At 55.0% G+C, this 23,381-nt stretch carries 20 protein-coding genes and 1 tRNA gene; 11 read left to right on the top strand and 10 right to left on the bottom strand.

The features are described from left to right. Nucleotides 1-22: 22 nt before the first annotated feature. Entirely contained in the window at nucleotides 23-1,477 is a 1,455-nt protein-coding gene (xylB, locus tag KXR87_RS20680) for a xylulokinase (protein ID WP_437434094.1), read from the top strand. Nucleotides 1,478-1,720: 243 nt separating this feature from the next. Here xylB and KXR87_RS20675 read toward each other — a convergent pair whose 3' ends face one another. Next, nucleotides 1,721-2,716 carry an acyltransferase gene (locus KXR87_RS20675; RefSeq protein ID WP_437434093.1) on the bottom strand — a complete coding sequence of 332 codons (996 nt, stop codon included), beginning with the start codon at nucleotides 2,714-2,716 and terminating at the stop codon, nucleotides 1,721-1,723. Nucleotides 2,717-2,891: 175 nt separating this feature from the next. Here KXR87_RS20675 and KXR87_RS20670 point away from each other — a divergent pair, with 175 nt between their 5' ends. From KXR87_RS20670 to KXR87_RS20655, 4 genes are all read left to right on the top strand, one after another. Next, complete coding sequence (locus tag KXR87_RS20670; protein WP_437434092.1) at nucleotides 2,892-3,194, top strand: YsaB family lipoprotein; 303 nt, start codon at nucleotides 2,892-2,894, stop codon at nucleotides 3,192-3,194. A 104-nt stretch (nucleotides 3,195-3,298) separates the two neighbouring features. After that, the gene (gene glyQ / locus KXR87_RS20665) at nucleotides 3,299-4,210 is read left to right on the top strand and encodes a glycine--tRNA ligase subunit alpha (protein ID WP_004126458.1); all 912 of its coding nucleotides are present in this window, start codon (nucleotides 3,299-3,301) and stop codon (nucleotides 4,208-4,210) included. A gap of 9 nt (nucleotides 4,211-4,219) precedes the next feature. Beyond that, on the top strand, nucleotides 4,220-6,289 hold the full coding sequence (gene glyS, locus KXR87_RS20660; RefSeq protein WP_437434091.1) for a glycine--tRNA ligase subunit beta: 2,070 nt from the start codon (nucleotides 4,220-4,222) through the stop codon (nucleotides 6,287-6,289). A 256-nt stretch (nucleotides 6,290-6,545) separates the two neighbouring features. Then, on the top strand, nucleotides 6,546-8,168 hold the full coding sequence (locus KXR87_RS20655; RefSeq protein WP_437434090.1) for an ABC-F family ATP-binding cassette domain-containing protein: 1,623 nt from the start codon (nucleotides 6,546-6,548) through the stop codon (nucleotides 8,166-8,168). Between the two features lie 43 nt (nucleotides 8,169-8,211). On the opposite strand, the gene KXR87_RS20650 is transcribed toward KXR87_RS20655, so the two are convergent. Continuing rightward, nucleotides 8,212-8,505: an HTH-type transcriptional regulator gene (locus KXR87_RS20650; RefSeq protein ID WP_437434089.1), complete on the bottom strand. Its 294-nt coding sequence runs from the start codon at nucleotides 8,503-8,505 to the stop codon at nucleotides 8,212-8,214. A gap of 377 nt (nucleotides 8,506-8,882) precedes the next feature. Here KXR87_RS20650 and KXR87_RS20645 point away from each other — a divergent pair, with 377 nt between their 5' ends. After that, complete coding sequence (locus tag KXR87_RS20645; RefSeq protein ID WP_437434088.1) at nucleotides 8,883-9,593, top strand: DUF3053 domain-containing protein; 711 nt, start codon at nucleotides 8,883-8,885, stop codon at nucleotides 9,591-9,593. A gap of 57 nt (nucleotides 9,594-9,650) precedes the next feature. Here the strand turns inward: KXR87_RS20645 and ghrB are convergent, their stop codons facing one another. The 5 genes from ghrB to KXR87_RS20620 form a co-directional block, all read right to left on the bottom strand. Beyond that, nucleotides 9,651-10,625 carry a glyoxylate/hydroxypyruvate reductase GhrB gene (gene ghrB, locus KXR87_RS20640; protein ID WP_437434087.1) on the bottom strand — a complete coding sequence of 325 codons (975 nt, stop codon included), beginning with the start codon at nucleotides 10,623-10,625 and terminating at the stop codon, nucleotides 9,651-9,653. A gap of 20 nt (nucleotides 10,626-10,645) precedes the next feature. Continuing rightward, on the bottom strand, nucleotides 10,646-11,932 hold the full coding sequence (locus KXR87_RS20635) for an MFS transporter (RefSeq protein ID WP_437434086.1): 1,287 nt from the start codon (nucleotides 11,930-11,932) through the stop codon (nucleotides 10,646-10,648). A 166-nt stretch (nucleotides 11,933-12,098) separates the two neighbouring features. Next, nucleotides 12,099-13,037, bottom strand: coding sequence for a sugar kinase (locus tag KXR87_RS20630; RefSeq protein WP_437434085.1), 939 nt, complete (start codon nucleotides 13,035-13,037; stop codon nucleotides 12,099-12,101). Nucleotides 13,038-13,041: 4 nt separating this feature from the next. Then, nucleotides 13,042-13,791 carry a sugar phosphate isomerase/epimerase family protein gene (locus tag KXR87_RS20625; RefSeq protein ID WP_437434084.1) on the bottom strand — a complete coding sequence of 250 codons (750 nt, stop codon included), beginning with the start codon at nucleotides 13,789-13,791 and terminating at the stop codon, nucleotides 13,042-13,044. Between the two features lie 110 nt (nucleotides 13,792-13,901). Next, nucleotides 13,902-14,918 carry a LacI family DNA-binding transcriptional regulator gene (locus tag KXR87_RS20620; protein WP_437434083.1) on the bottom strand — a complete coding sequence of 339 codons (1,017 nt, stop codon included), beginning with the start codon at nucleotides 14,916-14,918 and terminating at the stop codon, nucleotides 13,902-13,904. Nucleotides 14,919-15,113: 195 nt separating this feature from the next. Between KXR87_RS20620 and KXR87_RS20615 the strand changes: the two genes are divergently transcribed. After that, nucleotides 15,114-17,462 carry a molybdopterin guanine dinucleotide-containing S/N-oxide reductase gene (locus KXR87_RS20615; RefSeq protein ID WP_437434082.1) on the top strand — a complete coding sequence of 783 codons (2,349 nt, stop codon included), beginning with the start codon at nucleotides 15,114-15,116 and terminating at the stop codon, nucleotides 17,460-17,462. On the opposite strand, the gene KXR87_RS20610 is transcribed toward KXR87_RS20615, so the two are convergent. Then, a complete protein-coding gene (locus tag KXR87_RS20610; RefSeq protein WP_437434081.1) occupies nucleotides 17,425-17,871 on the bottom strand; it encodes an N-acetyltransferase in 447 nt (148 codons plus the stop codon). The genes KXR87_RS20615 and KXR87_RS20610 overlap by 38 nt on opposite strands. After that, a complete protein-coding gene (gene tag / locus KXR87_RS20605; protein ID WP_437434080.1) occupies nucleotides 17,849-18,430 on the bottom strand; it encodes a DNA-3-methyladenine glycosylase I in 582 nt (193 codons plus the stop codon). Before tag ends, KXR87_RS20610 begins: the two co-directional genes overlap by 23 nt. A gap of 158 nt (nucleotides 18,431-18,588) precedes the next feature. Here tag and KXR87_RS20600 point away from each other — a divergent pair, with 158 nt between their 5' ends. Next, nucleotides 18,589-19,278, top strand: a complete 690-nt coding sequence (locus tag KXR87_RS20600) for an autotransporter domain-containing protein (RefSeq protein ID WP_437434079.1) — start codon at nucleotides 18,589-18,591, stop codon at nucleotides 19,276-19,278. A gap of 82 nt (nucleotides 19,279-19,360) precedes the next feature. Here the strand turns inward: KXR87_RS20600 and KXR87_RS20595 are convergent, their stop codons facing one another. Next, complete coding sequence (locus KXR87_RS20595) at nucleotides 19,361-19,519, bottom strand: hypothetical protein (RefSeq protein WP_437434078.1); 159 nt, start codon at nucleotides 19,517-19,519, stop codon at nucleotides 19,361-19,363. Between KXR87_RS20595 and KXR87_RS20590 the strand changes: the two genes are divergently transcribed. From KXR87_RS20590 to KXR87_RS20580, 3 genes are all read left to right on the top strand, one after another. Further along, nucleotides 19,518-20,720, top strand: coding sequence for an L-lactate MFS transporter (locus KXR87_RS20590; RefSeq protein WP_437434077.1), 1,203 nt, complete (start codon nucleotides 19,518-19,520; stop codon nucleotides 20,718-20,720). The two genes, KXR87_RS20595 and KXR87_RS20590, sit on opposite strands and share 2 nt — an antisense overlap. Nucleotides 20,721-21,088: 368 nt before the next feature. Then, nucleotides 21,089-22,771 carry a kdo(2)-lipid A phosphoethanolamine 7''-transferase gene (gene eptB, locus KXR87_RS20585; RefSeq protein ID WP_437434076.1) on the top strand — a complete coding sequence of 561 codons (1,683 nt, stop codon included), beginning with the start codon at nucleotides 21,089-21,091 and terminating at the stop codon, nucleotides 22,769-22,771. 89 nt (nucleotides 22,772-22,860) lie between these two features. After that, nucleotides 22,861-22,937, top strand: a tRNA-Pro gene (locus tag KXR87_RS20580). Nucleotides 22,938-23,381: the final 444 nt, after the last annotated feature.

The following is a 23,381-nucleotide window of genomic DNA, read 5'->3' as shown; positions in this document are numbered from 1 at the left end:
GGTTTTCAAAGGAGTTACCGCTATGTATATCGGGATCGATCTTGGCACATCCGGGGTGAAGGCGATTTTGCTCGATGAGCAGGGCACCGTCCTGGGGTCGCAAACGGAAAAGCTCACGGTGTCGCGTCCGCACCCGCTCTGGTCTGAGCAGGATCCCGGTCACTGGTGGCAGGCGACGGACCGCGCCATCCGCGGCTTAAGCGAACAGCACACTTTGCAGCAGGTAAAGGCTATTGGCCTGGCCGGGCAGATGCACGGTGCGACACTACTGGATAAAGACGATCAGGTACTGCGCCCGGCTATTTTGTGGAATGACGGACGCTGTGCAGAAGAGTGCAGGTTGCTGGAATCTGCGGTGGAAAATTCCCGCGCCATTACCGGTAACCTGATGATGCCGGGCTTCACCGCACCGAAGCTGCTCTGGGTGAAGCGCCACGAGCCCGAACGGTTTGCACGGGTGGCAAAAGTCCTCCTGCCGAAGGATTACCTGCGGCTGCAAATGACCGGGACCTACGCCAGCGACATGTCTGATGCCGCCGGAACCATGTGGCTGGATGTGGCAAAACGCGACTGGAGCGATGAGATGCTCGCCGCCTGCGGGCTTACCCGCGACCACATGCCTGCGCTGTTCGAGGGGTGCGATGTGACGGGCACCCTGTTACCTGATATTGCCGAACGGTGGGGGATGTCGCCTGTTCCTGTTGTCGCGGGTGGAGGTGATAACGCCGCCGGCGCCGTGGGTGTCGGCATGGCGGATGCGGGGCAGGCAATGCTGTCGCTCGGCACCTCAGGCGTTTATTTTGCGGTAAGTGAAGGATTCCTCAGCAAGCCCGAAAGCGCCGTACATAGCTTCTGCCACGCGCTGCCTGGGCGCTGGCATTTGATGTCTGTCATGTTAAGTGCTGCCTCTTGCCTGGACTGGGCGGCAAAACTGACCGGTCAGCCTTCGGTGCAGGCGTTTATTGCGGCGGCGGAACACGCGGACGAGCGAGCGGGCGATCTCTGGTTTTTGCCTTATTTGTCCGGTGAGCGTACACCACATAATAATCCGCAAGCCAAAGGCGTCTTTTTTGGTCTGACCCATCAGCATGGGCCGAATGAGCTGGCAAAGTCGGTGCTGGAAGGCGTGGGTTATGCGCTGGCGGATGGCATGGACGTAGTACACGCCTGTGGAGTGACGCCACAGCGTGTGACGTTGATAGGCGGTGGGGCACGTAGCGGCTACTGGCGGCAGATGCTCGCGGATATCAGCGGTCAGCAACTGGACTACCGCACGGGCGGGGATGTCGGGCCGGCGCTTGGGGCTGCCCGGCTGGCGCAAATTGCGCTTCATCCTGACGTGCCGCCTGCCCGTCTTTTACCGCAACTGACTATTGAGCAACAACATATCCCGGATGCAGCCCGCCACGCTTCTTACCAGCCGCGTCGCGAAACCTTCCGCCGCATTTATCAGCAGCTTTTACCGTTAATGTCCTGAATCCAGGTTCCCTCGCCCATTGGGCTGAGGAATCCGCGGTAATATTACGTTTTACAGCGATAACACCGCGCAATGGGAATAAAACAGTTACAGCGATGACAGGGTCTGGCTGAAAACCGATGAGACGTTGGCGGCTGACCGGGGCCGCCCGCAGGGAAGCGGGCGGAGGGATTGCCCGTACTCGCATTTTTATGCGGATCCCTCAGCCCATTGGTTGAGGATGCCGCGGCCGGGTGTCTTCTCTCAACTAATATAACGCCGCGTATCAACACGCTGTAACAGCATCGACAGCCCCAGACTCACCACCAGCGTGATACTAAATATCCAGATAATATCGAGTACCGGCCAGCGCTGGATTTCCACGCCACGCGTACGCAGCGCATGGATAATCAGGGCGTGAAAACCGTAGATCCCCAGTGAGTGTTGCGAAATCATGCGCAGCCCAGGTAAAACCCGGGTGTTAAGAGTGTTTTTCACCAGTGTTAACAGCGTTATAGCACAAATGAAGACCAACGGGCCGCAGTACAGATACCAGGTATCGGCGAAGTTACCGCGCCATTTCAGTTCGTTCAGTGTGCCATGCGAGATGGCCCAGACCGCCAGCACGAAGACAACGGCGCTTACCGCGCTGAGTGGTTTTTTGTGGGTGTCCATCATCCCCAGGGCGCGACCCAGCAGGCCATACACCACATAGTAAAAAGTATCGCCATTGATATAGAGATTGATCGGGAGCCACTCGAAGCCCCCCATTTTTTGTGCCACCGTATTCGGATTTGCGATGACGCCAATCACCACCATGAGCGCCAGCAGCATTTTTCCGCTGACGGTTTTTACCTGAATTAACGGTGATACCAGGTAGATGACGATAATCGCGAAGAAGAACCAAAGGTGGTAGAACACCGGCTTTTGCAGCAGGTTTTTCAGCGCTAAATCGCTGTTAATCGAAGTGAAAAAGAAAATATACGCAAAGGCGAGGGTACTGTAGAACAGTAAACAGAGGCCGATGCGTAAAAAATGACGCGGTTGCGCGCTGCGCTCGCCGAAGAAAAGATAGCCTGAAATCATAAAAAAGAGCGGCACGCTGACACGTGACGCGGAGTTCAGGAGATTGGCGACTCCCCAGTCGAAGGTGCTGACGCTTGCCGCATTGGTGATATACCAGCTTGTGGTATGGATCATCACAACCATCAAACAGGCGATCCCTCGCAGATTTTCAATCCAGTTAATTTTCGGCGACATCAGTTCCTCAATTTTCCCGTCAAATACCCTCAGACTAACGATTTATTCCACTTTCTCACTGGATAATTCTGAGTTTTCCCGCCTGCGCTTGTTACCCGGCGGCTGGGTTTGCAAGATTTAGGGTTCGAAGGTGTTCCTGATAAAAATAACAGCATGCCCGGCTGACGGTAAGAAAATGATGATGAAAGAGATAGCAACAGCGCTGACATTACTTATCGCCGGATGCAGCGCTCAGCAGACCGCACCTGAACAAAAGGCGCAAAAAACCAAAGTCAGCCCGTCACATTCGCTGGCAATGGAGCAACAGTGCAGGAATAGTGCGGCCTACCGCTACAACACCGACAGGCAAAAAATCGCCGTTATCGGGTTTGAACAGTTCCAGAGTAGCTATGAAATGCGCGGGTTTACCCCTCTGAAGGAGCGCTTTGTCTGCGCTTTCGATGCAGAAGGGCAGTTTTTGCACCTTTCTATGCGCTAGTTTTTCAATTTTCCCTAAACAAACCTGTTTCATACTGTATATCTTGCACTCAGCGGGTATACTGAGCCCTTCCTTAAATCCACACGTATCCAGCACGAAATAATATGCAAAAGTTTGATACCAGGACCTTTCAGGGCCTGATCCTGACCTTACAGGATTACTGGGCTCGCCAGGGCTGCACCATTGTTCAACCACTGGACATGGAAGTTGGCGCCGGCACCTCTCATCCCATGACCTGTCTGCGCGCGTTAGGGCCGGAGCCGATGGCGACCGCCTACGTGCAGCCTTCTCGACGCCCGACCGATGGCCGCTACGGCGAAAACCCGAACCGTTTACAGCACTACTATCAGTTCCAGGTGGTCATCAAACCATCACCGGATAACATCCAGGAGCTGTACCTGGGGTCGCTGAAAGAGCTGGGTATGGACCCGACCATTCACGATATTCGCTTCGTGGAAGATAACTGGGAAAACCCGACGCTGGGTGCCTGGGGACTGGGCTGGGAAGTGTGGCTGAACGGCATGGAAGTGACGCAGTTCACTTACTTCCAGCAGGTTGGTGGCCTGGAGTGTAAACCCGTTACCGGTGAAATCACCTACGGTCTGGAACGTCTGGCGATGTACATTCAGGGCGTAGACAGCGTTTATGACCTGGTCTGGAGCGACGGCCCGCTGGGTAAAACCACCTACGGCGACGTGTTTCATCAGAACGAAGTGGAGCAGTCCACCTACAACTTCGAATACGCTGATGTGGACTTCCTGTTCTCCTGCTTTGAACAGTACGAGAAAGAAGCCCAGCAGCTGCTGGCGCTGGAAAATCCGCTGCCGCTGCCTGCCTACGAGCGTATTCTGAAAGCCGCACATAGCTTCAACCTGCTGGATGCGCGTAAAGCCATCTCCGTTACCGAGCGTCAGCGCTACATCCTGCGCATTCGCACCCTGACCAAAGCGGTAGCTGAAGCTTATTATGCTTCCCGTGAAGCCCTCGGCTTCCCGATGTGCAACAAGAATAAATAAGAGGCGGCCATGTCTGAGAATACTTTCCTGGTGGAAATCGGCACCGAAGAGCTGCCACCAAAAGCCCTGCGCAGCCTGGCGGAGTCCTTTGCTGCGAACGTGACGGCCGAGCTTGATAACGCAGGCCTTGTGCATGGTAACGTCGAGTGGTTTGCGGCACCGCGCCGTCTGGCGCTGAAAGTGGCGAACCTGGCGGCATCCCAGCCGGATCGCGAAGTCGAAAAACGCGGCCCGGCAGTTTCTGCGGCGTTCGATGCTGAGGGTAAACCGAGCAAAGCGGCAGAGGGCTGGGCACGCGGTTGCGGTATCACCGTTGACCAGGCCGAGCGTCTGACCACCGATAAAGGTGAATGGCTGCTGTATCGCGCTCATGTCAAAGGCGAAAGCGCAGAAGCGCTGCTGCCGAACATGGTTGCCACCTCTCTGGCGAAACTGCCGATCCCGAAACTGATGCGCTGGGGTGCAAGCGACGTCCACTTCGTGCGTCCGGTGCATACCGTGACCCTGCTGCTGGGCGACAAACTCATTCCGGCAACCATTCTGGGCATTCAGTCCGATCGCGTGATTCGCGGGCACCGCTTTATGGGCGAGCCGGAATTCACCATCGACCATGCCGATCAGTATCCGCAAATTCTGCTCGAGCGCGGTAAAGTCATCGCCGACTACGACGCGCGTAAAGCGACCATCAAAGCGGATGCCGAAGCGGCTGCACGTAAGATTGGCGGTAATGCTGATCTGAGCGAAAGCCTGCTGGAAGAGGTCACCTCGCTGGTGGAATGGCCGGTAGTGCTGACGGCGAAATTCGAAGAGAAGTTCCTCGCGGTGCCTGCTGAAGCGCTGGTCTACACCATGAAGGGCGATCAGAAGTACTTCCCGGTTTATGACAACGCGGGCAAGCTGCTGCCAAACTTTATCTTCGTGGCGAATATCGAATCCAAAGATCCGCAGCAGATCATCTCCGGTAACGAAAAGGTAGTGCGCCCGCGTCTGGCGGATGCCGAGTTCTTCTTCAATACTGACCGTAAAAAACGTCTGGAAGATAATCTGCCGCGTCTGCAAACCGTGCTGTTCCAGCAGCAACTGGGTACGCTGCGTGACAAAACTGACCGTATTCAGGCCCTGGCGGGCTGGATTGCCGGTCAGACGGGCGCGGATGTTAACCACGCCACCCGCGCGGGGCTGCTGTCCAAGTGCGACCTGATGACCAACATGGTCTTCGAGTTCACCGACACCCAGGGCGTGATGGGCATGCACTATGCGCGTCATGACGGTGAAGCGGAAGACGTTGCCGTCGCGCTGAACGAACAGTACCAGCCGCGTTTTGCCGGTGATGACCTGCCGTCTAATCCGGTAGCCTGCGCGGTCGCGATTGCCGATAAGATGGACACCCTGGCGGGTATCTTCGGTATCGGTCAGCATCCGAAAGGCGACAAAGACCCGTTTGCGCTGCGTCGTGCTGCACTGGGCGTGCTGCGTATCATCGTTGAGAAGAACCTGAATCTGGATCTGCAAACGCTGACCGAAGAGGCGGTGCGTCTGTACGGCGACAAGCTGACCAATGCGAAAGTCGTGGATGATGTTATCGACTTTATGCTCGGCCGCTTCCGCGCCTGGTATCAGGACGAAGGCTACACCGTGGACACCATTCAGGCGGTGCTGGCGCGTCGTCCGACCCGTCCGGCAGACTTCGATGCACGCATGAAAGCAGTGTCCCATTTCCGCTCCCTGGAAGAGGCCTCTGCGCTGGCGGCAGCCAACAAGCGTGTCTCCAACATTCTGGCGAAATCCGACGAAACGCTGAACGACATCGTGCATGCTTCCGTTCTGAAAGAAGCGGCAGAAATCAAACTGGCGGGCAACCTCGTTGTGTTGCGCGATAAACTGCAGCCTTATTTCGCGGAAGGTCGCTATCAGGAAGCCCTGATTGAACTGGCGGCGCTGCGTGAGCCAGTGGATGAGTTCTTCGAAAACGTCATGGTTAACGCGGAAGAGAAAGAGGTGCGTCTCAATCGTCTGACGCTGCTCGCCAAACTGCGTGAATTGTTCCTGCAGGTCGCGGATATTTCGCTGTTGCAGTAACGGTTACGTTAATTAAAAAAACCTGCCGCCCGGCGGGTTTTTTATTATCTGAATCTCCATTCTTCAAAGCGATCTCGAATAAGAGTCTAAAATTTAACCTTGTCATCCTGACCATTCTGCGGCTATCCTTTGCCTCGACGAAGCCCTCGTCATTCTGGAGCGCACATCAAAAATGAACAAACACGACTGATGAATTTCACGCCTTGCAACGCACTCAGTGCGGGCAGGGAGGTATTGATTTCAATCAGGAGTGCTTATGGCTCATTGCGCCCAATCCCCCTCATTTATATTGCACCAACTTACCTGTCAGTTTGCGACAGGAGACACCCTTTTTGGTCCGTTAACGCTCACGCTTGAGGCTGAGCTATGTGGTCTTGTTGGCCGTAACGGTAGCGGCAAAACCTGCCTGCTACGGCTACTCGCCGGCCTGGATAAGCCTGCTTATGGGCATATTGAGCGAAGTGGTTCACTGGCCTATGTTGCGCAGCAGCAGAGGGTGACGCCAGAGACGACCCTTGCCGGCCTGCTGGGCTATGAGGCTCTCTTTGCCGCCCGCGAACGGATTGAGCAGGGCGATTACCATCCCGGCGACCTTGAGCAAATGGACGGATTCTGGGACCTGCAGGAGCGTCTTGAGGCTGCTTTTATCGAGGCGGGCTTACCCGCTTTCTCTGCCCGGCTCCCCGCCCTGACGCTCAGCGGCGGCGAGCGAATACGGGCGTTACTGTGTGCCGCCTTTCTGCAAGATCCGGATTATCTGCTGTTGGACGAACCGACAAACCATCTCGACCGCCAGGGACGTGAGTGGCTCTGTAGCCTGCTCAGTCGCAGACGTGGCGGCACTCTGGTGGCCACGCACGATCGTGAACTGTTGGCTCTGATGCCACGTATTCTTGAGCTTACCCCTTCAGGGCTGCGCAGCTATGGCGGGAACTATGCCGACTATCAGCGCCAGCGCAGTGCGGAGCAACAGGCCGCTCAGGCGGCGCTGGAGCATGCCACTACCGAACGTCGTCGTACCCGCCTTCGTCTGCAAAAAGAGCATGACGCCAGCCAGCGGCGCTCTGCGCAGACCTTGCGTAATGTTGATAATCTGAACATCGCCTCGTTTGAACGGGTGAAATATAAAGGTGCTGCAAAGGAGCGTACTGGCACGGTTCGTCGTCAACACCGTGAGCAGAACGATGCCCTCAGCGCTGCGGTAAACCTGGCCCGCGAGCGGGTTGAGGACGCGGCCCCGGTGCTCTTTACCCTGCCGGGCACCCATGTTGCCGACGGGAAACAGGTGCTGGTACTGGACGAGGTTGTTCTGCCGTTTACACCGCTCGCCCCGTTAAGCGTGCGGATGGAAGGGCCGGTACGGGTGGCGCTGCGTGGGCCAAACGGCTGCGGTAAGTCGACGCTACTGAAGGTTCTCACTGGTGAAATAGCGCCCCTCTCAGGCTTCTGCCATGTACCCGTGACCACGGCTTATCTTGACCAGCATCTGACGGGGCTGGATCTGTCGCTCTCTTTACTTGAAAACCTGGGTGCTGAAGAGACGCCTCTTACCGAAGGGGCGTTGCGCACGCGCCTGGCGCAGTTGCAGTTGGGGGCAGATAAAGTCACGTTACCCCTGGCGGCATTAAGTGGCGGTGAGCGATTGAAGGCCGCGCTGGCCTGCGTACTCTGGCGACGCGACGCTGTGCAGTTATTGTTGCTGGATGAGCCGACTAACCATCTCGATCTCGCCTCGACGCTGGCGATTGAAAGCGCGCTGGCGACCTTTCCGGGGGCGTTGATGGTGGTTTCACATGATGAGTCGTTTCTTCAGGGGCTAAGACTGACACACTGTCTGCAATGGCGAGGGGATGAAATTATCTTTGAGGCGTGGTACTGAAAACATAAACCCCCGGCATCGCGGGGGCCCTGACGTACTACTTTTATTCCATCAACTGCTTACTGAGCGTCGGGTTCGAGTGGATCAGGCGCATCAGTTTCATCTCGGTTGCTGAGGGACGTACGCGTTTCGATTCCCATTCCTGGACCATCGTTACCGTCACTCCCATTGCACGAGCAAAGTCGTCTAACTTCAACCCAGTACCACGGCGTAGTTGTTCCAATTCATTGAATGTATTCGCCTTCTGGGTAAGGGTTACCGCTTGCGTTACATCTTTTTTAAAAACAATCTGTTCCAGACTGCTTAGCAGCTCAAACATCGGATCTTTATTCTCCATTGAGAACTCCTCAAAATCACACAGCGGATAGAGATACAGCATGAGTAAGAATAGTCGGTAAAACAGCGTGTGGAGGGTCTTAACAGAGATATATTGCAGGCTAAGGACCTTTTGATGTCTTCAGAATGCATATTCAAACGTTTCGCTGCATCTTAATTACTTGATTAAGAACAATCTGTGTTAAGTCCGTATTTTTTTGTAAATAGTTAGCAAAAAGTCGCATAAGCCAGGACTATATTCTGCGCGTCGATGTTGTAGTGGTTTCGTCAATAAGAATAGAAGGAAAAGGGTATCCTCTGAGGCCGTCCTGGACTATCCTTGTCAGCGTTGGGCACGCGGGTGCCGTCTTTGTTTTATATGGGTTAAAGGAGTTTAAAATGGCGACAGGAACGTCCTGTTCTCGCTGGTTTGCGCCACTTGCGGCGTTACTGATGGTAGTTGGACTGAGTGGGTGCTTTGATAAAGAAGGCGATCAGCGCAAAGCGTTTATCGATTTCCTGCAAAATAGCGCAATGCGCAGCAGCGAACGTCTTCCCGCGCTGACGGCTGACCAGAAAAAACAATTTGGTCCGTTCGTGTCCGATTATGCAATCCTGTATGGTTACTCCCAACAGGTGAACCAGGCGATGGATTCAGGTTTGCGTCCGGTTGTGGATAGCGTTAACGCGATCCGTGTGCCGCAGGATTATGTCACTCAGCGTGAACCGCTGCGTCAGGCCAATGGCTCTCTGGGTGTGCTGAGCCAGCAGCTGCAAAATGCAAAAATGCAGGCAGATGCCGCGCACTCTGCGCTGAAACAGGCAGACGATCTCAAACCTGTCTTTGATAAAATATATTCGAAGGTGGTCACCAACCCGGCTAACGCGCTGCAACCGCTGATCCCGGCGGCGCAAATCTTCACGCAGCAGCTTGTGCAGGTTGGTGATTTCATTGCGCAACAGGGTACGCAGGTCAGCTTTGTTGCAAACGGTATTCAGTTCCCGACCTCACAGCAGGCGAGCCAGTATAACACGCTGATTGGGCCGCTTGCTGCTCAGCACCAGGCGTTCACCCAGGCATGGACGGCCACCGTGAGCGCCACGCAGTAAGCGCTGCGACAATAAAAAAGAGGCGACCCTGTCGCCTCTTTTTTTATGCCTGCGTAATTATTTTGCTACGTCAGGATTCACGCAGTTCTTCTCAATGTTGCCGCTAAGGGCATCAATGAGATTATCGACGGCGCAGGCTGCCATACCGTAACGCGTTTCATGCGTGGCGGAGCCAATGTGCGGCAGTGCGACTACATTTGGCAGCGTGAGCAGCGGAGAGTCAGCAGGTAAGGGCTCTTTCTCAAACACATCCAGCCCGGCGGCATGAATTTCACCCTCTTTCAGTGCCTCGATCAGGGCATTTTCGTCGACCACCGGACCACGCCCGGCGTTGACGAAGATGGCGGACGATTTCATGAGGGCAAACTTCTCTGCATTAATCAGGTGGTGTGTCTCTTCGGTGTAAGGCAGAACCAGCACCACAAAATCAGACTCTTTTAACAGGGTATCAAGATCGCAGTAACGCGCCTGAAAGCGGGTTTCCGCCTCTTCATGCTGGCGGCGTGCGTGATAAAGAACCGGCATGCCAAAACCCAGGTGGGCGCGCTGGGCCACCGCCAGACCAATACGCCCCATGCCCACAATACCGACCGTTTTGTGATGCACATCGACCCCAAACCAATCCGGCCCAATGCCTTTGGTCCATTCGCCCTTTTTCACGCGCTCGGCCACTTCCACCACCCGACGAGCGGAGCTGAGCACCAGCGCCATAATGGTATCGGCCACGGTTTCGGTCAGCACGGTCGGGGTATGCATTAACACAATCTTTTTCGCATTCAGCGCGTCCATATCGAAGGCGTCATAGCCAACAGAGATAGTGGAGGCGGCACGCAGCTTCGGCATCTTCTCCAGCAGCGCACTTCCCACCTTCTCACTGGAACCCAGCAAACCCTCGGCATTCGCAAACGCATCGGCGTACTGTTCCACGGTTTCAGGACGCAGGTTCGGTACCTGCGTGAGGGTGAAATGTTCTTCCAGACGGCGTTGTAAATCTTCAGGCAATGCTTTGTACAGGATAATGGACGGCTTCATGAATTCTCCCTCGTGATGATTCAGGCGTGTCGTGCGCCCGTTGAAATCGTTTTATCGCTAACTGAAGTGGGCTTAACAATTAAAGTAAGCCATACAGAGGCAAAAAGCGCCACCCCCATAAAAATGTACGACGCAGACGGGCTACCGGTGGCGCCATTGAGGTAGCCGACAAACCAGGAGCCAAAGAACGAACCGAGCGCCCCCATACTATTGATGAGTGCCATTGCGCCGCCCGCCACGTTACGCGGCAGCATCTCGGGGATGATGGCAAAGAAGGGGCCGTAGGGGGCGTACATTGCAGCACCTGCCACCACCAGCAGGGTATAGGAAACCCAGAAGTGGTCAGCGCCCACGGCCCAGGAGCCGATAAAGGCCAGCCCGCCAATCAGCAACAGTGGCCAGACAAACAGCTTACGGTTTTGCAGTTTGTCAGAAGCCCATGAGGCAAGGATCATGGCAATGGTCGCGGCCAGATAGGGGACGGAGGAGAGCCAGCCCACTTCCACCATACCGAGATTCGTTCCACCGTTGCGCAGAATGGACGGCAGCCACAGTACGAAGCCGTATACACCAATACTCCAGGCAAAATACTGCATACACAGCAGGATAACGTTACGGGAGCGGAAGGCTTCACCGTAGTTACGTACTGCTTTAATACCCTGTTGTTCCTGATCCAGTTGTGCCTGCAGCGCAGACTTTTCATCGGCAGATAACCAGCCTACCTGCGCCGGTTTATCACGAACCAGCATCCACCAGGCGAAGGCCCAGATGATGGCCGGAACCCCCTCGATAATGAACATTTCACGCCAGCCAAGCGCCTGAATCAGATAGCCGGAAACCACCGACATCCACAGTACGGTGACCGGGTTACCCAGGATCAGGAAGGTGTTGGCACGTGAGCGTTCCGATTTGGTAAACCAGCTGCTGATGTAAATCAGCATTGCTGGCATGACCGCCGCTTCCACCACCCCAAGAATAAAACGAATGGCGGCAAGCATAGGAATATTGTTAACCATCCCGGTGAGAGAGGCGCACCCTCCCCAGAGGATCAGGCAGACGAAGATAAGCTTACGGACGCTGCGACGCTCTGCATAAATCGCGCCGGGGATCTGGAAGAAGAAATAGCCGAGGAAGAACAGGGCGCCTAACAGCGAGGAGACCCCTTTCGTGATCCCCAGGTCGTCGTTAATACCGGCAGCGGAAGCGAAACTGAAGTTTGCGCGATCAAGGTAGGCCAGACTGTAGGTGATGAAAACAATCGGCATAATGTAAAGCCAGCGTTTTGCTGCATTTGTCGAGCTTTTCATAAGAGAGCCTCTATGGTTGAGGTTTGTGCCGCCGGATGTAGGGTCGGGTGGCAGTGTTTTTTGGTGAGTAGGTGTCCCCCTCACCCCGGCCCTCTCCCCAGAGGGGCGAGGGGGAAAACATTCCCTCTCCCTTGAGGGAGAGGGTTAGGGTGAGGGTGTAAACGCGTCATTCCCCCAGTTGTTCCCGCGTGGGCAGCCCTTCGCTGTCACCCAGTACCTGGATGGCCAGAGCGCCAATTTTGTTACCGCGCTCTACGGCCTGATGCAGCGTTTTGCCTTCAAGCAGCGCGCTGATGACGCCAACGGCAAACCCATCTCCCGCGCCTACGGTGTCCACCACGTTGTCCACCTTCACCGGTGCGACCACTCCCTGTTCACCGCTGGCGGTTTTATACCAGGCGCCGTCCGGACCGGTTTTTATCACCACCGCTTTTACGCCGCGTTCAAGATAGAAATCAGCAATACCCTCCGGCGTTTGCTGTCCGGTGAGGATGACCCCCTCTTTCAGCCCTGGCAGCACCCAGTCGGCCTGGAAGGCGAGGCGATTTAATTTCTCCACCATCTCGGCTTCACTTTTCCACAGCACCGGACGCAGATTCGGATCAAAGGAAATCGTTTTGCCCTGCGCTTTCATGGTTGCTGCCGCATGTTCCAGCAGGACATAAGAGGTGGAAGAGAGTGCCGCCGCCACGCCACTCAGATGCAAATGACGCGCCCGCAGGAAGACGGCAGCATCAAAATCGTCGGTGGAGAGATGACTTGCAGCAGACCCTTTGCGGAAATACTCCACGATGGGATCGGTTCCATTTTCGGCTTTCGATTTCAGCTGATAGCCGGTTGCGAAGCGGCAATCCACGGTGACGCCGCTGGCATCAATCTTCTCTTTTTTCAACGAATTCAGGACGAAACGACCAAAGCTGTCATCACCCACGCGGCTTACCCAGCTCACGTTCATGCCCAGGCGGGCCAGCCCGGTAGCGACATTCAGCTCTGCGCCCGCCACGCGCTTCACAAAGTGTTCGGCATCGGCCAGGTCGCCGGTGTCGGTGGCAACGAACATGGCCATGGCTTCGCCAATGGTAATGACATCAAGCGGGTTGTGCATGGCGTTACTCCTCACGCAACAGGTTAACGTAGTGGCGGGTGACGGCGGTCAGGTCGCCTCCTTCGAGCGGAAACTCAATGCCGCGTGGGGCATCGGGCGGCAGCTGATCCAGCAATGCGAGCCAGCGGTCATCGGCCTTGTCGGGGGCCACTGCGCGAAACTTTTCCTGATGTGGCACCGCGGCCTTAACATGAATATAGCTCACGGCAGGAGCAAGCTGGCGCGCAGCCTCTTCCGGTGAATCGCCGACCCATAGCCAGTTACCGGTGTCGAACGTCAGCGTGACCGGGAGTTTGAGTACGCTGCAGGCGGCTTTAAAACGCTGCATCGGGGCAAGCTGTCCGCATTCGGTCTGATCGTTTTCCACCACCAGCGCCATACCGCTCTCTTCCAGCCAGTCGCACAGCTGCTCGAGCGCTGCTTTTTGCTGGTAGTGGCCCAGCGAGACTTTCAGCCACTGCGCCTTCAGGGTGCGGGCTTCTTCCAGCAGGTCAGGGAGGCGTGGGTTCAGCGAGCCATCTTGCAGGCACAATGGCTCGGGTGCGGAGTAACAGGCCAGCAGGTTATGGGCTTCGATAGCAAAGGAGAGTGAGGCCAGGTGGCTGAGCTCTTTCGGACTCAGCAGTTCACGACGAATTTCCACGCCGTCAGCGCCCGCTTCGGCGATGATCGGCAGAACAGCAAGCTGCCCACCGAGCGCGCGAATCTGTTCGTTGCCGTAGGCGGCGGTGACCACGATGATTTTTCTTTTCATCTTCCGGCTTCCTCAAAGTTAAAGACTGCATCTGCCTTTAACGCTAGATGGAACCGGTTCCAAAGAAAAGGTCACTATGTTGAATTTATGATCGTCATCACGAAGGTTAATTATCGTGCCGTGGAGCCACGGACGATGAGTTCGCCTGAAAATACCCGCTCACGCACGGTATCGCTTTTACCCTCAATACGTTGCACGACCTGTTCAACGGCGGCATAGCCAATCTGCCAGGTCGGCTGCTTTAAGGTGGTGATCCCAACACCTGCCAGCTCCGCCCACTCCAGCTCATCGAACCCAAGCAGACCGATGTCACTGCCCCAGTGCAGGCCAATACGTTTCAGTGAACGGGCGACCTGCAGAGTCAGTGCACCATTGGCAGAGATAACCGCTTTGCGCATCCCGCGATAGCGGGTGTGAAACTGGCGCAGGGTGTTATCCATCTGTTCTGCTTCGTGTAGCGGCACTTCGGCGTTTTCGGCCACCACACCGGGGTAGCGGGCAAGCGTAGCGCGAAAGGCAGACAACCGCTCGCGACGGGTATTGACGGTGCCCAGCGGCTCGCTCAGAAACAGCAGCGCCTCAAAACCCTGTTCAACCAGGTGCTCGGTGGCGGTGGTGGCCGCCTGGGTGTTATCCAGTCCGACCACATCACAGGCGAAATCGGGGATTTTACGGTCAATCAGCACCATCGGCAGGGAGGATTGTTGCAGGCGGTTCAGCCCCTCTTCACGCATGCCAACGGCGTTGACCACAATGCCTTCCACCTGGTAGCTTCGCAGCAAATCGAGGTAGTGCAGCTCCTGGTTGATTTCATTGTTGGTATTACAGACCAGCGGCGTGAAGCCCATTTCACGACAGGCGGCTTCGATGCCGCTCAGTACGTGCACTGAGTACGGATTCGTGATGTCGGCGATGATTAAACCAATCAGGCGGGTGCGCCCATGCTTTAGCCCGCGGGCCATCAGGCTTGGACGATAGTCGAGTTCAGCAATCGCGGCTTCAATACGCGCCAGCAGCGCCTCTGACAGCAGGTGTTTTTCGCCGTTCAGATAGCGTGAAATACTGGTTTTGCCCGTTTTCGCCGCTTTTGCGACATCGCTGATGGTCGGGCGCGTCGTTTTTGCCATGAATGCTTCCCTCGCCTGAAGAATGTGACCACACCATAGCGCGAAAATTGGTGCAGGCAAGGAGGAAATCCCGCTTATCGCCATGTGCGTTACCGTCATGACGTTTAATTCTTTGCCAATTGCCCGTGCCTGTGGATGATAGAGCACGACTTTCATCCTTCATAAGACTGCGGCATATACGCGGTCATCACCTGCATGCACCAGGAGCGCGCTTTGGCAAACTCTGTAGTTCAAACAATTCTGACGGCTGCCCACTGGGGGCCAATGCTGGTCGACACTGACGGCGAAACGGTATTTTCCTCACGCGGCGCATTACCGACTGACCATCCAAATTCACTACAAACTGCGGTGCGTGACCAGGTTCACAGCAAAACCCGCGTGCGTTTCCCGATGGTGCGTAAAGGTTTTCTGGCCTCCCCGGCGAGCCCGCAGGGTATTCGTGGGGAAGATGAGTTTGTCCGTGTCTCCTGGGACGACGCGCTCAGGCTGATTCATCAGCAGCATAAACGCATCCGCGAGCAGCATGGCCCGGCGTCGATTTTTGCCGGTTCTTACGGCTGGCGATCCAATGGCGTGTTGCACAAAGCCGCTACGTTACTGCAGCGTTATATGAGCCTTGCAGGAGGTTACACCGGCCATCTGGGGGATTACTCCACCGGGGCGGCGCAGGCGATCATGCCTTACGTGGTCGGGGGAAATGAGGTTTATCAGCAGCAGACCAGCTGGCCCCTGGTGCTGGAACACGCCGAGGTGGTCGTGCTCTGGAGCGCCAACCCGCTCAACACCCTGAAAATTGCCTGGAACGCCAGCGACGAGCAGGGTATTCCCTATTTTGAAGCACTGCGTAAAAGCGGTAAGCGGCTGATCTGCATTGATCCCATGCGATCGGAAACCGTCGACTTTCTTGGCGACAGCGTTGAATGGCTGGCTCCGCATATGGGTACTGACGTTGCGATGATGCTGGGCATTGCCCATACGCTGGTGGAAAACGGCTGGCAGGATGATGACTTCCTGCATCGCTGTACTGAAGGTTACCCCCTCTTTGCGCAGTACCTGACCGGCAGAAGTGATGGGGTTGCTAAAACAGCCGAATGGGCGGCCGATATTTGCGGCATTTCAGCGGCGAAAATCCGCGAACTGGCAAAACTTTTCCACGAAAACAAGACGATGTTGATGTCCGGCTGGGGCATGCAGCGTCAGCAGTTCGGTGAGCAAAAACACTGGATGCTGGTGACGCTCGCCGCCATGCTGGGGCAGATTGGCCTGCCAGGAACCGGGTTTGGGCTTTCTTATCACTTTGCCAATGGCGGCAACCCCACGCGGCGCGCGGCGGTGCTGGCCTCTATGCAAGGGGCAGTGAAAGGGGGCATTGAGGCGGTCGAAAAAATCCCGGTGGCGCGCATCATTGAAGCGCTGGAAAAGCCCGGTGCTTTTTATCAGCACAACGGAATGGATCGACATTTCCCGGATATTAAATTTATCTGGTGGGCGGGTGGCGCCAACTTTACCCATCATCAGGATACCAACCGTCTGATCCGTGCCTGGCAGAAGCCGGAGCTGATTGTAATTTCCGAATGCTTCTGGACGGCGGCGGCGAAACATGCCGACATCGTGTTGCCTGCCACCACCTCGTTTGAACGCAACGATATGACCATGACCGGGGATTACAGCAACCAGCACATGGTGCCAATGAAACGGGTGGTTGCCCCCCAGGGGGAAGCGCGTGATGACTTTGAGGTCTTTGCTTCTCTCAGCGAACTGTGGGAGCCGGGCGGACGCGAACGCTTCACCGAAGGGAAAACGGATCTGCAGTGGCTTGAAACCTTCTACAAGATAGCGGAGCAGCGCGGCGCGGCGCAGGGCGTGACCTTGCCACCCTTTGCGCAGTTCTGGGAAGACAATGCCATTATTGAAATGCCTGAGAACGCGCAGAACGCGACCTTTGTCCGTTTTGCTGATTTCCGCCGCGACCCGCAGGCACATCCACTGAAAACCGACAGTGGGAAAATTGAAATTTACTCCGCGCGCATCGCCGGGTTTGGCTACGCTGACTGCCCGCCACATCCGATGTGGCTTGAGCCAGATGAGTGGCATGGCAACGCCGAGGATGGACAACTCCAGGTGCTCTCGGCCCACCCGGCACACCGCCTGCACAGCCAGCTGAACTACTCCTCTTTGCGTGAGCAGTATGCCGTGGCGGGGCGTGAGCCGGTGACGTTACACCCCAGCGATGCGAAGGCGCGCGGAATTGCCGATGGCGATCTGGTGCGTGTCTGGAACCGGCGTGGGCAGGTGCTGGCGGGGGCGGTGGTAAGTGAAGGCATTAAACCTGGTGTTATCTGTATTCACCAGGGGGCATGGCCAGACCTTGATCGTGCCGAAGGTGGAATTTGTAAAAACGGTGCGGTTAACGTACTGACGAAAGATCTCCCCAGCTCGAAGCTGGGGAATGGCTGCGCGGGAAATACAGCCCTGGCCTGGTTAGAGAAGTACACCGGGCCTGTGCTTACGCTGACGGCGTTTGATCCGCCTGCCAGTTCATGATCCACGTCGGGGACTGGGTATCATCCTGCCAGGCGCTGTCTTCTATGCGAAAGCCCTGGGCATGATAGAAATTCACCGCCCTTTCGTTTTTCTGATAGACCTCAAGGCTTAAGGCACTAAAGCGCTGTTTGACATGTTCAAGCAGCGCTTTTCCAATGCCGCGCCTGAGCGCCGACGGTCGGACGAAAAGCGCACCGACAAACTGCGTCTCCATGATGCTGATAAACCCTTCAGGCCTGCTATCCTCCTCCCAGACCCACGTCTGCGCGCCCGGCAGATAGACCTCGCGTACCAGCTTTACGCTATCCAGCCAGTACGTTTCGGCAATAAAAGGATGTGCAAAGGTGGTGCTCTCCAGCCACAGCGTGAGAAGAGGGGTGAGATCGCTATTTTGCCATTTGCGGATCATGCTTTCCTCCGGGGTGGCAGATACAGCCTGCAATATGGTCGTTCACCAGACCGCAGGCCTGCATAAAGGAGTAACAAATAGTGGTGCCGACAAACTTAAAGCCGCGTTTTTTTAACGCTTTGGAGAGAGCATCCGACATTGAGGTGGAGGTCGGTAATTCACTGAGCGAGGTGGCGGTGGTCAATTGAGGCTCATTGTTAACAAATGACCAGACAAATTCGCGAAAAGGCTCACCGTTTTGCTCCATCGTAAGGTAGGCGCGTGCGTTACCTATGATGGCCTCGATTTTTCCGCGATGGCGGATGATCCCCGCGTCCAGCATCAGCCGTTCCACATCATCAGCTCCCATTGCCGCAACACGGTGCGGGTCAAACTGATAGAAGCATTTGCGGTAGTTTTCACGTTTTTTGAGCACCGTTATCCATGATAATCCCGCCTGCTGCCCTTCCAGGCAGATCATCTCAAAGAGTTTTTGCCCGTCCCGTTGTGGCACCCCCCACTCGGTGTCGTGGTAAGCGAGATAAAGGGGATCCTGAGTTACCCAGCCGCAGCGTTGCATATCCTTCTCCGTTGCTGATTTTGATCAAACTAATATGAGTGTGAACCTTGACGTACCTGTTAAAAAGACAATAGTTAATTAAGGGATTTTACCCGTCCACACTATTCATAAAACGATAACAACTATGCCGAATTCGGCTCTCTTCTGGAGTCGCGTTAATGAAAAGAAAGTACAGTGGCCGTTTCCTGGCAGTGGCACCTGCTTGCCTGCTTTTTAGCCATTCGGTATTTGCCTGGCAGCAAGAATATATCGCCCCTGACCTGCACAATAATATGGCGGAACGTTATACCTGGGACAGCGATCACCAGCCACGTTACGACGATATCCTCGAAGAGCGAATTCGCTCCTCCCAAAACAGCCCCGGTATGACGTTCAATTTACCGGACAGCACCCCTATGGATGCGACCAGCACCCTGAGCGTGGGCTGGAATATTCCTCTGATGAAAGGGGTGGTCACAGGACCGGTCGCGACCTGGCATTACGACGGTTCTGCTACCTCAACGTACAATGAGTTTGGCGACAGCGTAGTGAATAACCACTACAGCGATCCGCTCTGGCATGCCAGCGTCAGCTCTCTGGGGTGGCGTGTCGATACGCAAATTGGCGATCTACGTCCCTGGGCACAAATCAGCTATAACCAGCAGTTTGGGGAAAATGTCTGGAAAATTCAGTCCGGCCTGAATCGTCTCTCCGCCGCCAACCAGTATGGTAACTGGATGGATGTTACATTAGGGGCAGATATGCTGCTTAATCAGCATCTGGCGGCTTATGCCTCGATGTCTCAATCAGAAAACTGGATGCTCGGGCAAAATTACCTTTACAGCATGGGCGTCAGCGCACGCTTTTAATCCTTTAGCGCGCAGTTTTACAAATATTAAACAATGCTGCCGCCCCTCAGGCTGATAGTGCGTGCTAACTTACATTATAAATTCATGGCAATGATAATTCGTCGTGCCATTCATTCCCTCTCAGATGCATTTCATTCCTTCTCCGCCGCATTTCATGCCTTTTTAGCCCTGGCATGGCGTGCGCTTCGTTATCGTTGTTGGCAGTGAATTCCTTTACTTTCTTCTGCAGGACAACTGCCATGAAAACACCTTCTTCTCACCGTACTCGCTGGCTAACCCTTGTCGGCACCATCATTACGCAATTTGCATTGGGATCGGTTTACACCTGGAGCCTGTTCAATAGCGCGCTGGCGGAGAAGCTCGACGAGCCGGTCAGCCAGGTGGCGTTTTCCTTTGGCTTGTTAAGTCTTGGCCTTGCGATTTCATCCTCCGTTGCGGGTAAATTACAGGAGCGTTTTGGGGTTAAACGCGTGACGATGGCTTCCGGCGTGTTACTGGGCATCGGTTTTTTCCTGACGGCTCACTCCAGTAATCTGATGATGCTCTGGCTGAGCGCGGGCATCCTGGTCGGGCTGGCAGATGGCGCAGGTTATTTGCTTACCCTCTCTAACTGCGTGAAGTGGTTCCCGGAACGTAAGGGCCTGATTTCCGCCTTCTCTATTGGCTCATATGGTCTGGGCAGTCTGGGGTTCAAATTTATCGACAGCCACCTGCTGGCAACCGTCGGCCTGGAAAAAACCTTTATGATCTGGGGCATGATGGTACTGGTCATGATTGTTTTCGGCGCAACGCTGATGACCGATGCACCCCAGCAGAAAGTGGGGTCGGTCAACGGTGTCGTAGAAAACGACTTCACCCTGGCGCAATCCATGCGTAAACCGCAGTACTGGATGCTGGCGGTGATGTTCCTGACCGCCTGTATGAGTGGCCTTTACGTGATTGGCGTGGCGAAAGATATCGCGCAGGGCATGGTCCGTCTTGATGCGGCAACGGCGGCGAACGCGGTTACCGTGATCTCTATTGCTAACCTGACGGGGCGTCTGGTGCTGGGTATCCTGTCTGACAAAATCGCGCGTATCCGCGTTATCACTATCGGGCAGGTCATTTCCCTGGTCGGGATGGCAGCGCTGCTCTTCGCACCACTTAATGCTGCAACCTTTTTTGCCGCGATTGCCTGTGTAGCCTTTAATTTTGGCGGCACCATCACCGTGTTCCCGTCCCTGGTCAGCGAATTTTTCGGCCTGAACAATCTGGCGAAAAACTATGGCGTGATCTATCTGGGCTTCGGGATTGGCAGTATTTGCGGCTCCATTATCGCTTCCCTGTTCGGTGGCTTTTATGTGACCTTCTGCGTGATATTCATCCTGCTGATCCTCTCGCTGGCGCTTTCTACCACCATTCGTCAGCCGCAGCGCACCGTCTACAAACATGCACATGCATAATCGCTGAACCGCAAAAAAGCCGCCGCTCCTGCTGGCGGCTTTTTTATGCCTGCCGCGGCGTCAGGCACTTGCTTTGGACACTATTTTCGCTGCAAGCAACCGCCCCGTGGGAAGCGATGAAGAGAAGAAAAGTCAGCGAGGAGATGCTGTTAAAGATTTAAATGGCGAATAATCTGCTGTCGGTCATATATTTTTGTAAATAAATGACCTGATCGCATTACCGATAGACACTTTTTACCGCCCTTGTGGTCTACTTAGCCACGCATAAGAAGTTCCTCAATTAACTTCCCGCGTTGTATCTGTCTGCGAACGTCAAAAGTAGCGTAAGCACGGCGGTGTTATTCCCCCCTTTTTCCAGGGTTGCTTGCATGAGTTATATAAAATCAATGACTCAGCAGAGGCTTAGTTTTCTGCTGGCGTTGTATATCGGCCTATTTATGAATAGCGCAGTTTTTTTCCGTCGGTTTGACGGTTATGCGCAAGCGTTTACTGTCTGGAAAGGACTCTCTGCAGTAGTTGAACTGGTTGGCACTGTTTTAGTGACCTTCTTTTTATTACGGATGCTCTCATTATTTGGGCGTCGCATCTGGCGCGTACTGGCGTCGCTGGTAGTGATCTTTTCGGCGGCAGCCAGCTACTACATGACGTTTTTGAATGTGGTTATTGGCTACGGCATTATCGCATCGGTGATGACGACCGATATCGATCTGTCTAAAGAAGTGGTGGGATGGCAGCTTATTGCGTGGGTGGTCATCGTCAGCGTCTTACCGCTGCTCTCTATCTGGAACAATAAATCACGCTACACGCTGCTGCGCCAGCTCCGCACGCCGGGTCAACGGGTCAGAAGCCTGTCGCTGGTCATGGTTGCGGCACTGATGGTCTGGGGGCCTATTCGCCTGCTGGATTTGCAACAAAAGCACGAGGAGCGGACATCGGGCGTGGATATGCCAAGTTATGGTGGCGTGGTTGCAAACTCATACCTGCCGTCCAACTGGCTTTCAGCGCTTGGACTGTACGCCTGGGCGCAGGTGGATGAATCTTCAGATTATAAATCGTTGATTAACCCTGCTAAAAAATACACCTATGTCGCCCCAAAAGGGCTTGATGATACCTTCGTGGTGTTCGTGATTGGCGAGACAACGCGCTGGGATCATATGGGGATGCTCGGCTATTCGCGTAATACTACGCCGAAGCTGTCGCAGGAGAAAAACCTGGTCGCTTTCCGCGGTTACTCCTGTGACACCGCCACCAAGCTGTCACTGCGGTGTATGTTTGTGCGCGAGGGCGGGGCAGATGACAACCCTCAACGCACGTTAAAAGAGCAGAACATATTTGCCGTGCTTAAGCAGCTGGGTTTCTCTTCTGATCTGTATGCGATGCAAAGTGAAATGTGGTTCTACAGCAACACCATGGCGGACAACATTGCCTACCGCGAACAGATTGGCGCCGAGCCGCGTAACCGTGGCAAAAACGTGGATGACATGCTGCTGATTAATGAAATGCAGCGCTCGCTTGATAACAATATCGGCGGCAAGCATTTGATTATTATGCACACTAAAGGGTCGCACTTTAATTACACTCAGCGTTACCCACGCAGCTTCGCGCAGTGGAAGCCGGAGTGTGTCAGCGTTGATGATAAGTGCAGTAAAGAGGAGCTTATTAACTCCTTTGATAACTCCGTGACCTATGTTGACCACTTTATCGACAGCGTAATTGATAAAGTCCGCGACAAAAAAGCGATTGTTTTCTATGCGGCTGATCACGGTGAGTCCATCAACGAGAAGGAGCATTTGCATGGTACGCCGCGTAAAATGGCTCCGCCTGAGCAGTTCCGTGTACCGATGATGGTCTGGATGTCTGACAAGTATCTTGAAGACCCGGATAAAGCCAAAATGTTCGCGCACCTGAAACAGGAAGCGGATATGAAGGTGCCGCGTCGGCATGTTGAGCTGTACGATACCATTATGGGTTGTCTCGGATATACCTCGCCAGATGGCGGTATTAATGAGAATAACAACTGGTGTCGTTTGCCTTCAGAAACAGCAAAATAGGGTCTGATGGCTTTCTCACCAGTCAGCGGGCTTTTTTACATTAAGTGATTGACGATCGCGGGGCGGGGCAGTAAGATGCGCCCCGCATTCGGTGATTGGCGCAGCCTGGTAGCGCACTTCGTTCGGGACGAAGGGGTCGGAGGTTCGAATCCTCTATCACCGACCAAATTAAAAAAGCCTGCTCTTTGAGCAGGCTTTTTGCGTTCTGGGGCCTGGTGGCGGTCCGGCGGCTTGTTCTCTCCTTACGTTTATTGTTTCTCTCCCTGCGGGAGAGGGTCGAGCTGAGGGAGAATTGTGCGCGGTCACAAAGTATTCCTCTCCCTGAGGAAGAGGGTCAGGGTGAGGGGAACATTCCGCACGATTGCTCAAGGAGAGACTGTTGCGGATAGTGGAACAGCCCATGCAGGCTACGTGGAATGGTTCCGTTCACCGTAAGTTCATTTTTCTCTGAAGCCACCTCCCCCGTGAACGTGCAAGGGAGGCTCGCCGCCGCCTCCCTTGCAACCCGGGCTCCCGGCGAGGAAAATCGCCGCAGCGCGGTCCGTTCGTCTTATGCCGCCGTGCTGTCGGGTCGGGGACCAGCCTGCATCCCTGCAGGCTATCCCCTCCG

It is taken from the genome of Yokenella regensburgei, assembly GCF_051486985.1.
GTDB lineage: Bacteria > Pseudomonadota > Gammaproteobacteria > Enterobacterales > Enterobacteriaceae > CBFFRJ01.
The sequence above is the reverse complement of the archived record's forward strand: the minus strand, read 5'-3'. Positions and strand labels throughout refer to the sequence as shown.

Coding starts and splice junctions, on each gene's coding strand:
- xylB (WP_437434094.1), top strand. CDS start 23: ATGTATATCGGGATCGATCTTGGCACATCCGGGGTGAAGGCGATTTTG.
- KXR87_RS20675 (WP_437434093.1), bottom strand. CDS start 2,716: ATGTCGCCGAAAATTAACTGGATTGAAAATCTGCGAGGGATCGCCTGT.
- KXR87_RS20670 (WP_437434092.1), top strand. CDS start 2,892: ATGATGATGAAAGAGATAGCAACAGCGCTGACATTACTTATCGCCGGA.
- glyQ (WP_004126458.1), top strand. CDS start 3,299: ATGCAAAAGTTTGATACCAGGACCTTTCAGGGCCTGATCCTGACCTTA.
- glyS (WP_437434091.1), top strand. CDS start 4,220: ATGTCTGAGAATACTTTCCTGGTGGAAATCGGCACCGAAGAGCTGCCA.
- KXR87_RS20655 (WP_437434090.1), top strand. CDS start 6,546: ATGGCTCATTGCGCCCAATCCCCCTCATTTATATTGCACCAACTTACC.
- KXR87_RS20650 (WP_437434089.1), bottom strand. CDS start 8,505: ATGGAGAATAAAGATCCGATGTTTGAGCTGCTAAGCAGTCTGGAACAG.
- KXR87_RS20645 (WP_437434088.1), top strand. CDS start 8,883: ATGGCGACAGGAACGTCCTGTTCTCGCTGGTTTGCGCCACTTGCGGCG.
- ghrB (WP_437434087.1), bottom strand. CDS start 10,625: ATGAAGCCGTCCATTATCCTGTACAAAGCATTGCCTGAAGATTTACAA.
- KXR87_RS20635 (WP_437434086.1), bottom strand. CDS start 11,932: ATGAAAAGCTCGACAAATGCAGCAAAACGCTGGCTTTACATTATGCCG.
- KXR87_RS20630 (WP_437434085.1), bottom strand. CDS start 13,037: ATGCACAACCCGCTTGATGTCATTACCATTGGCGAAGCCATGGCCATG.
- KXR87_RS20625 (WP_437434084.1), bottom strand. CDS start 13,791: ATGAAAAGAAAAATCATCGTGGTCACCGCCGCCTACGGCAACGAACAG.
- KXR87_RS20620 (WP_437434083.1), bottom strand. CDS start 14,918: ATGGCAAAAACGACGCGCCCGACCATCAGCGATGTCGCAAAAGCGGCG.
- KXR87_RS20615 (WP_437434082.1), top strand. CDS start 15,114: ATGCACCAGGAGCGCGCTTTGGCAAACTCTGTAGTTCAAACAATTCTG.
- KXR87_RS20610 (WP_437434081.1), bottom strand. CDS start 17,871: ATGATCCGCAAATGGCAAAATAGCGATCTCACCCCTCTTCTCACGCTG.
- tag (WP_437434080.1), bottom strand. CDS start 18,430: ATGCAACGCTGCGGCTGGGTAACTCAGGATCCCCTTTATCTCGCTTAC.
- KXR87_RS20600 (WP_437434079.1), top strand. CDS start 18,589: ATGAAAAGAAAGTACAGTGGCCGTTTCCTGGCAGTGGCACCTGCTTGC.
- KXR87_RS20590 (WP_437434077.1), top strand. CDS start 19,518: ATGAAAACACCTTCTTCTCACCGTACTCGCTGGCTAACCCTTGTCGGC.
- KXR87_RS20595 (WP_437434078.1), bottom strand. CDS start 19,519: ATGGCAGTTGTCCTGCAGAAGAAAGTAAAGGAATTCACTGCCAACAAC.
- eptB (WP_437434076.1), top strand. CDS start 21,089: ATGAGTTATATAAAATCAATGACTCAGCAGAGGCTTAGTTTTCTGCTG.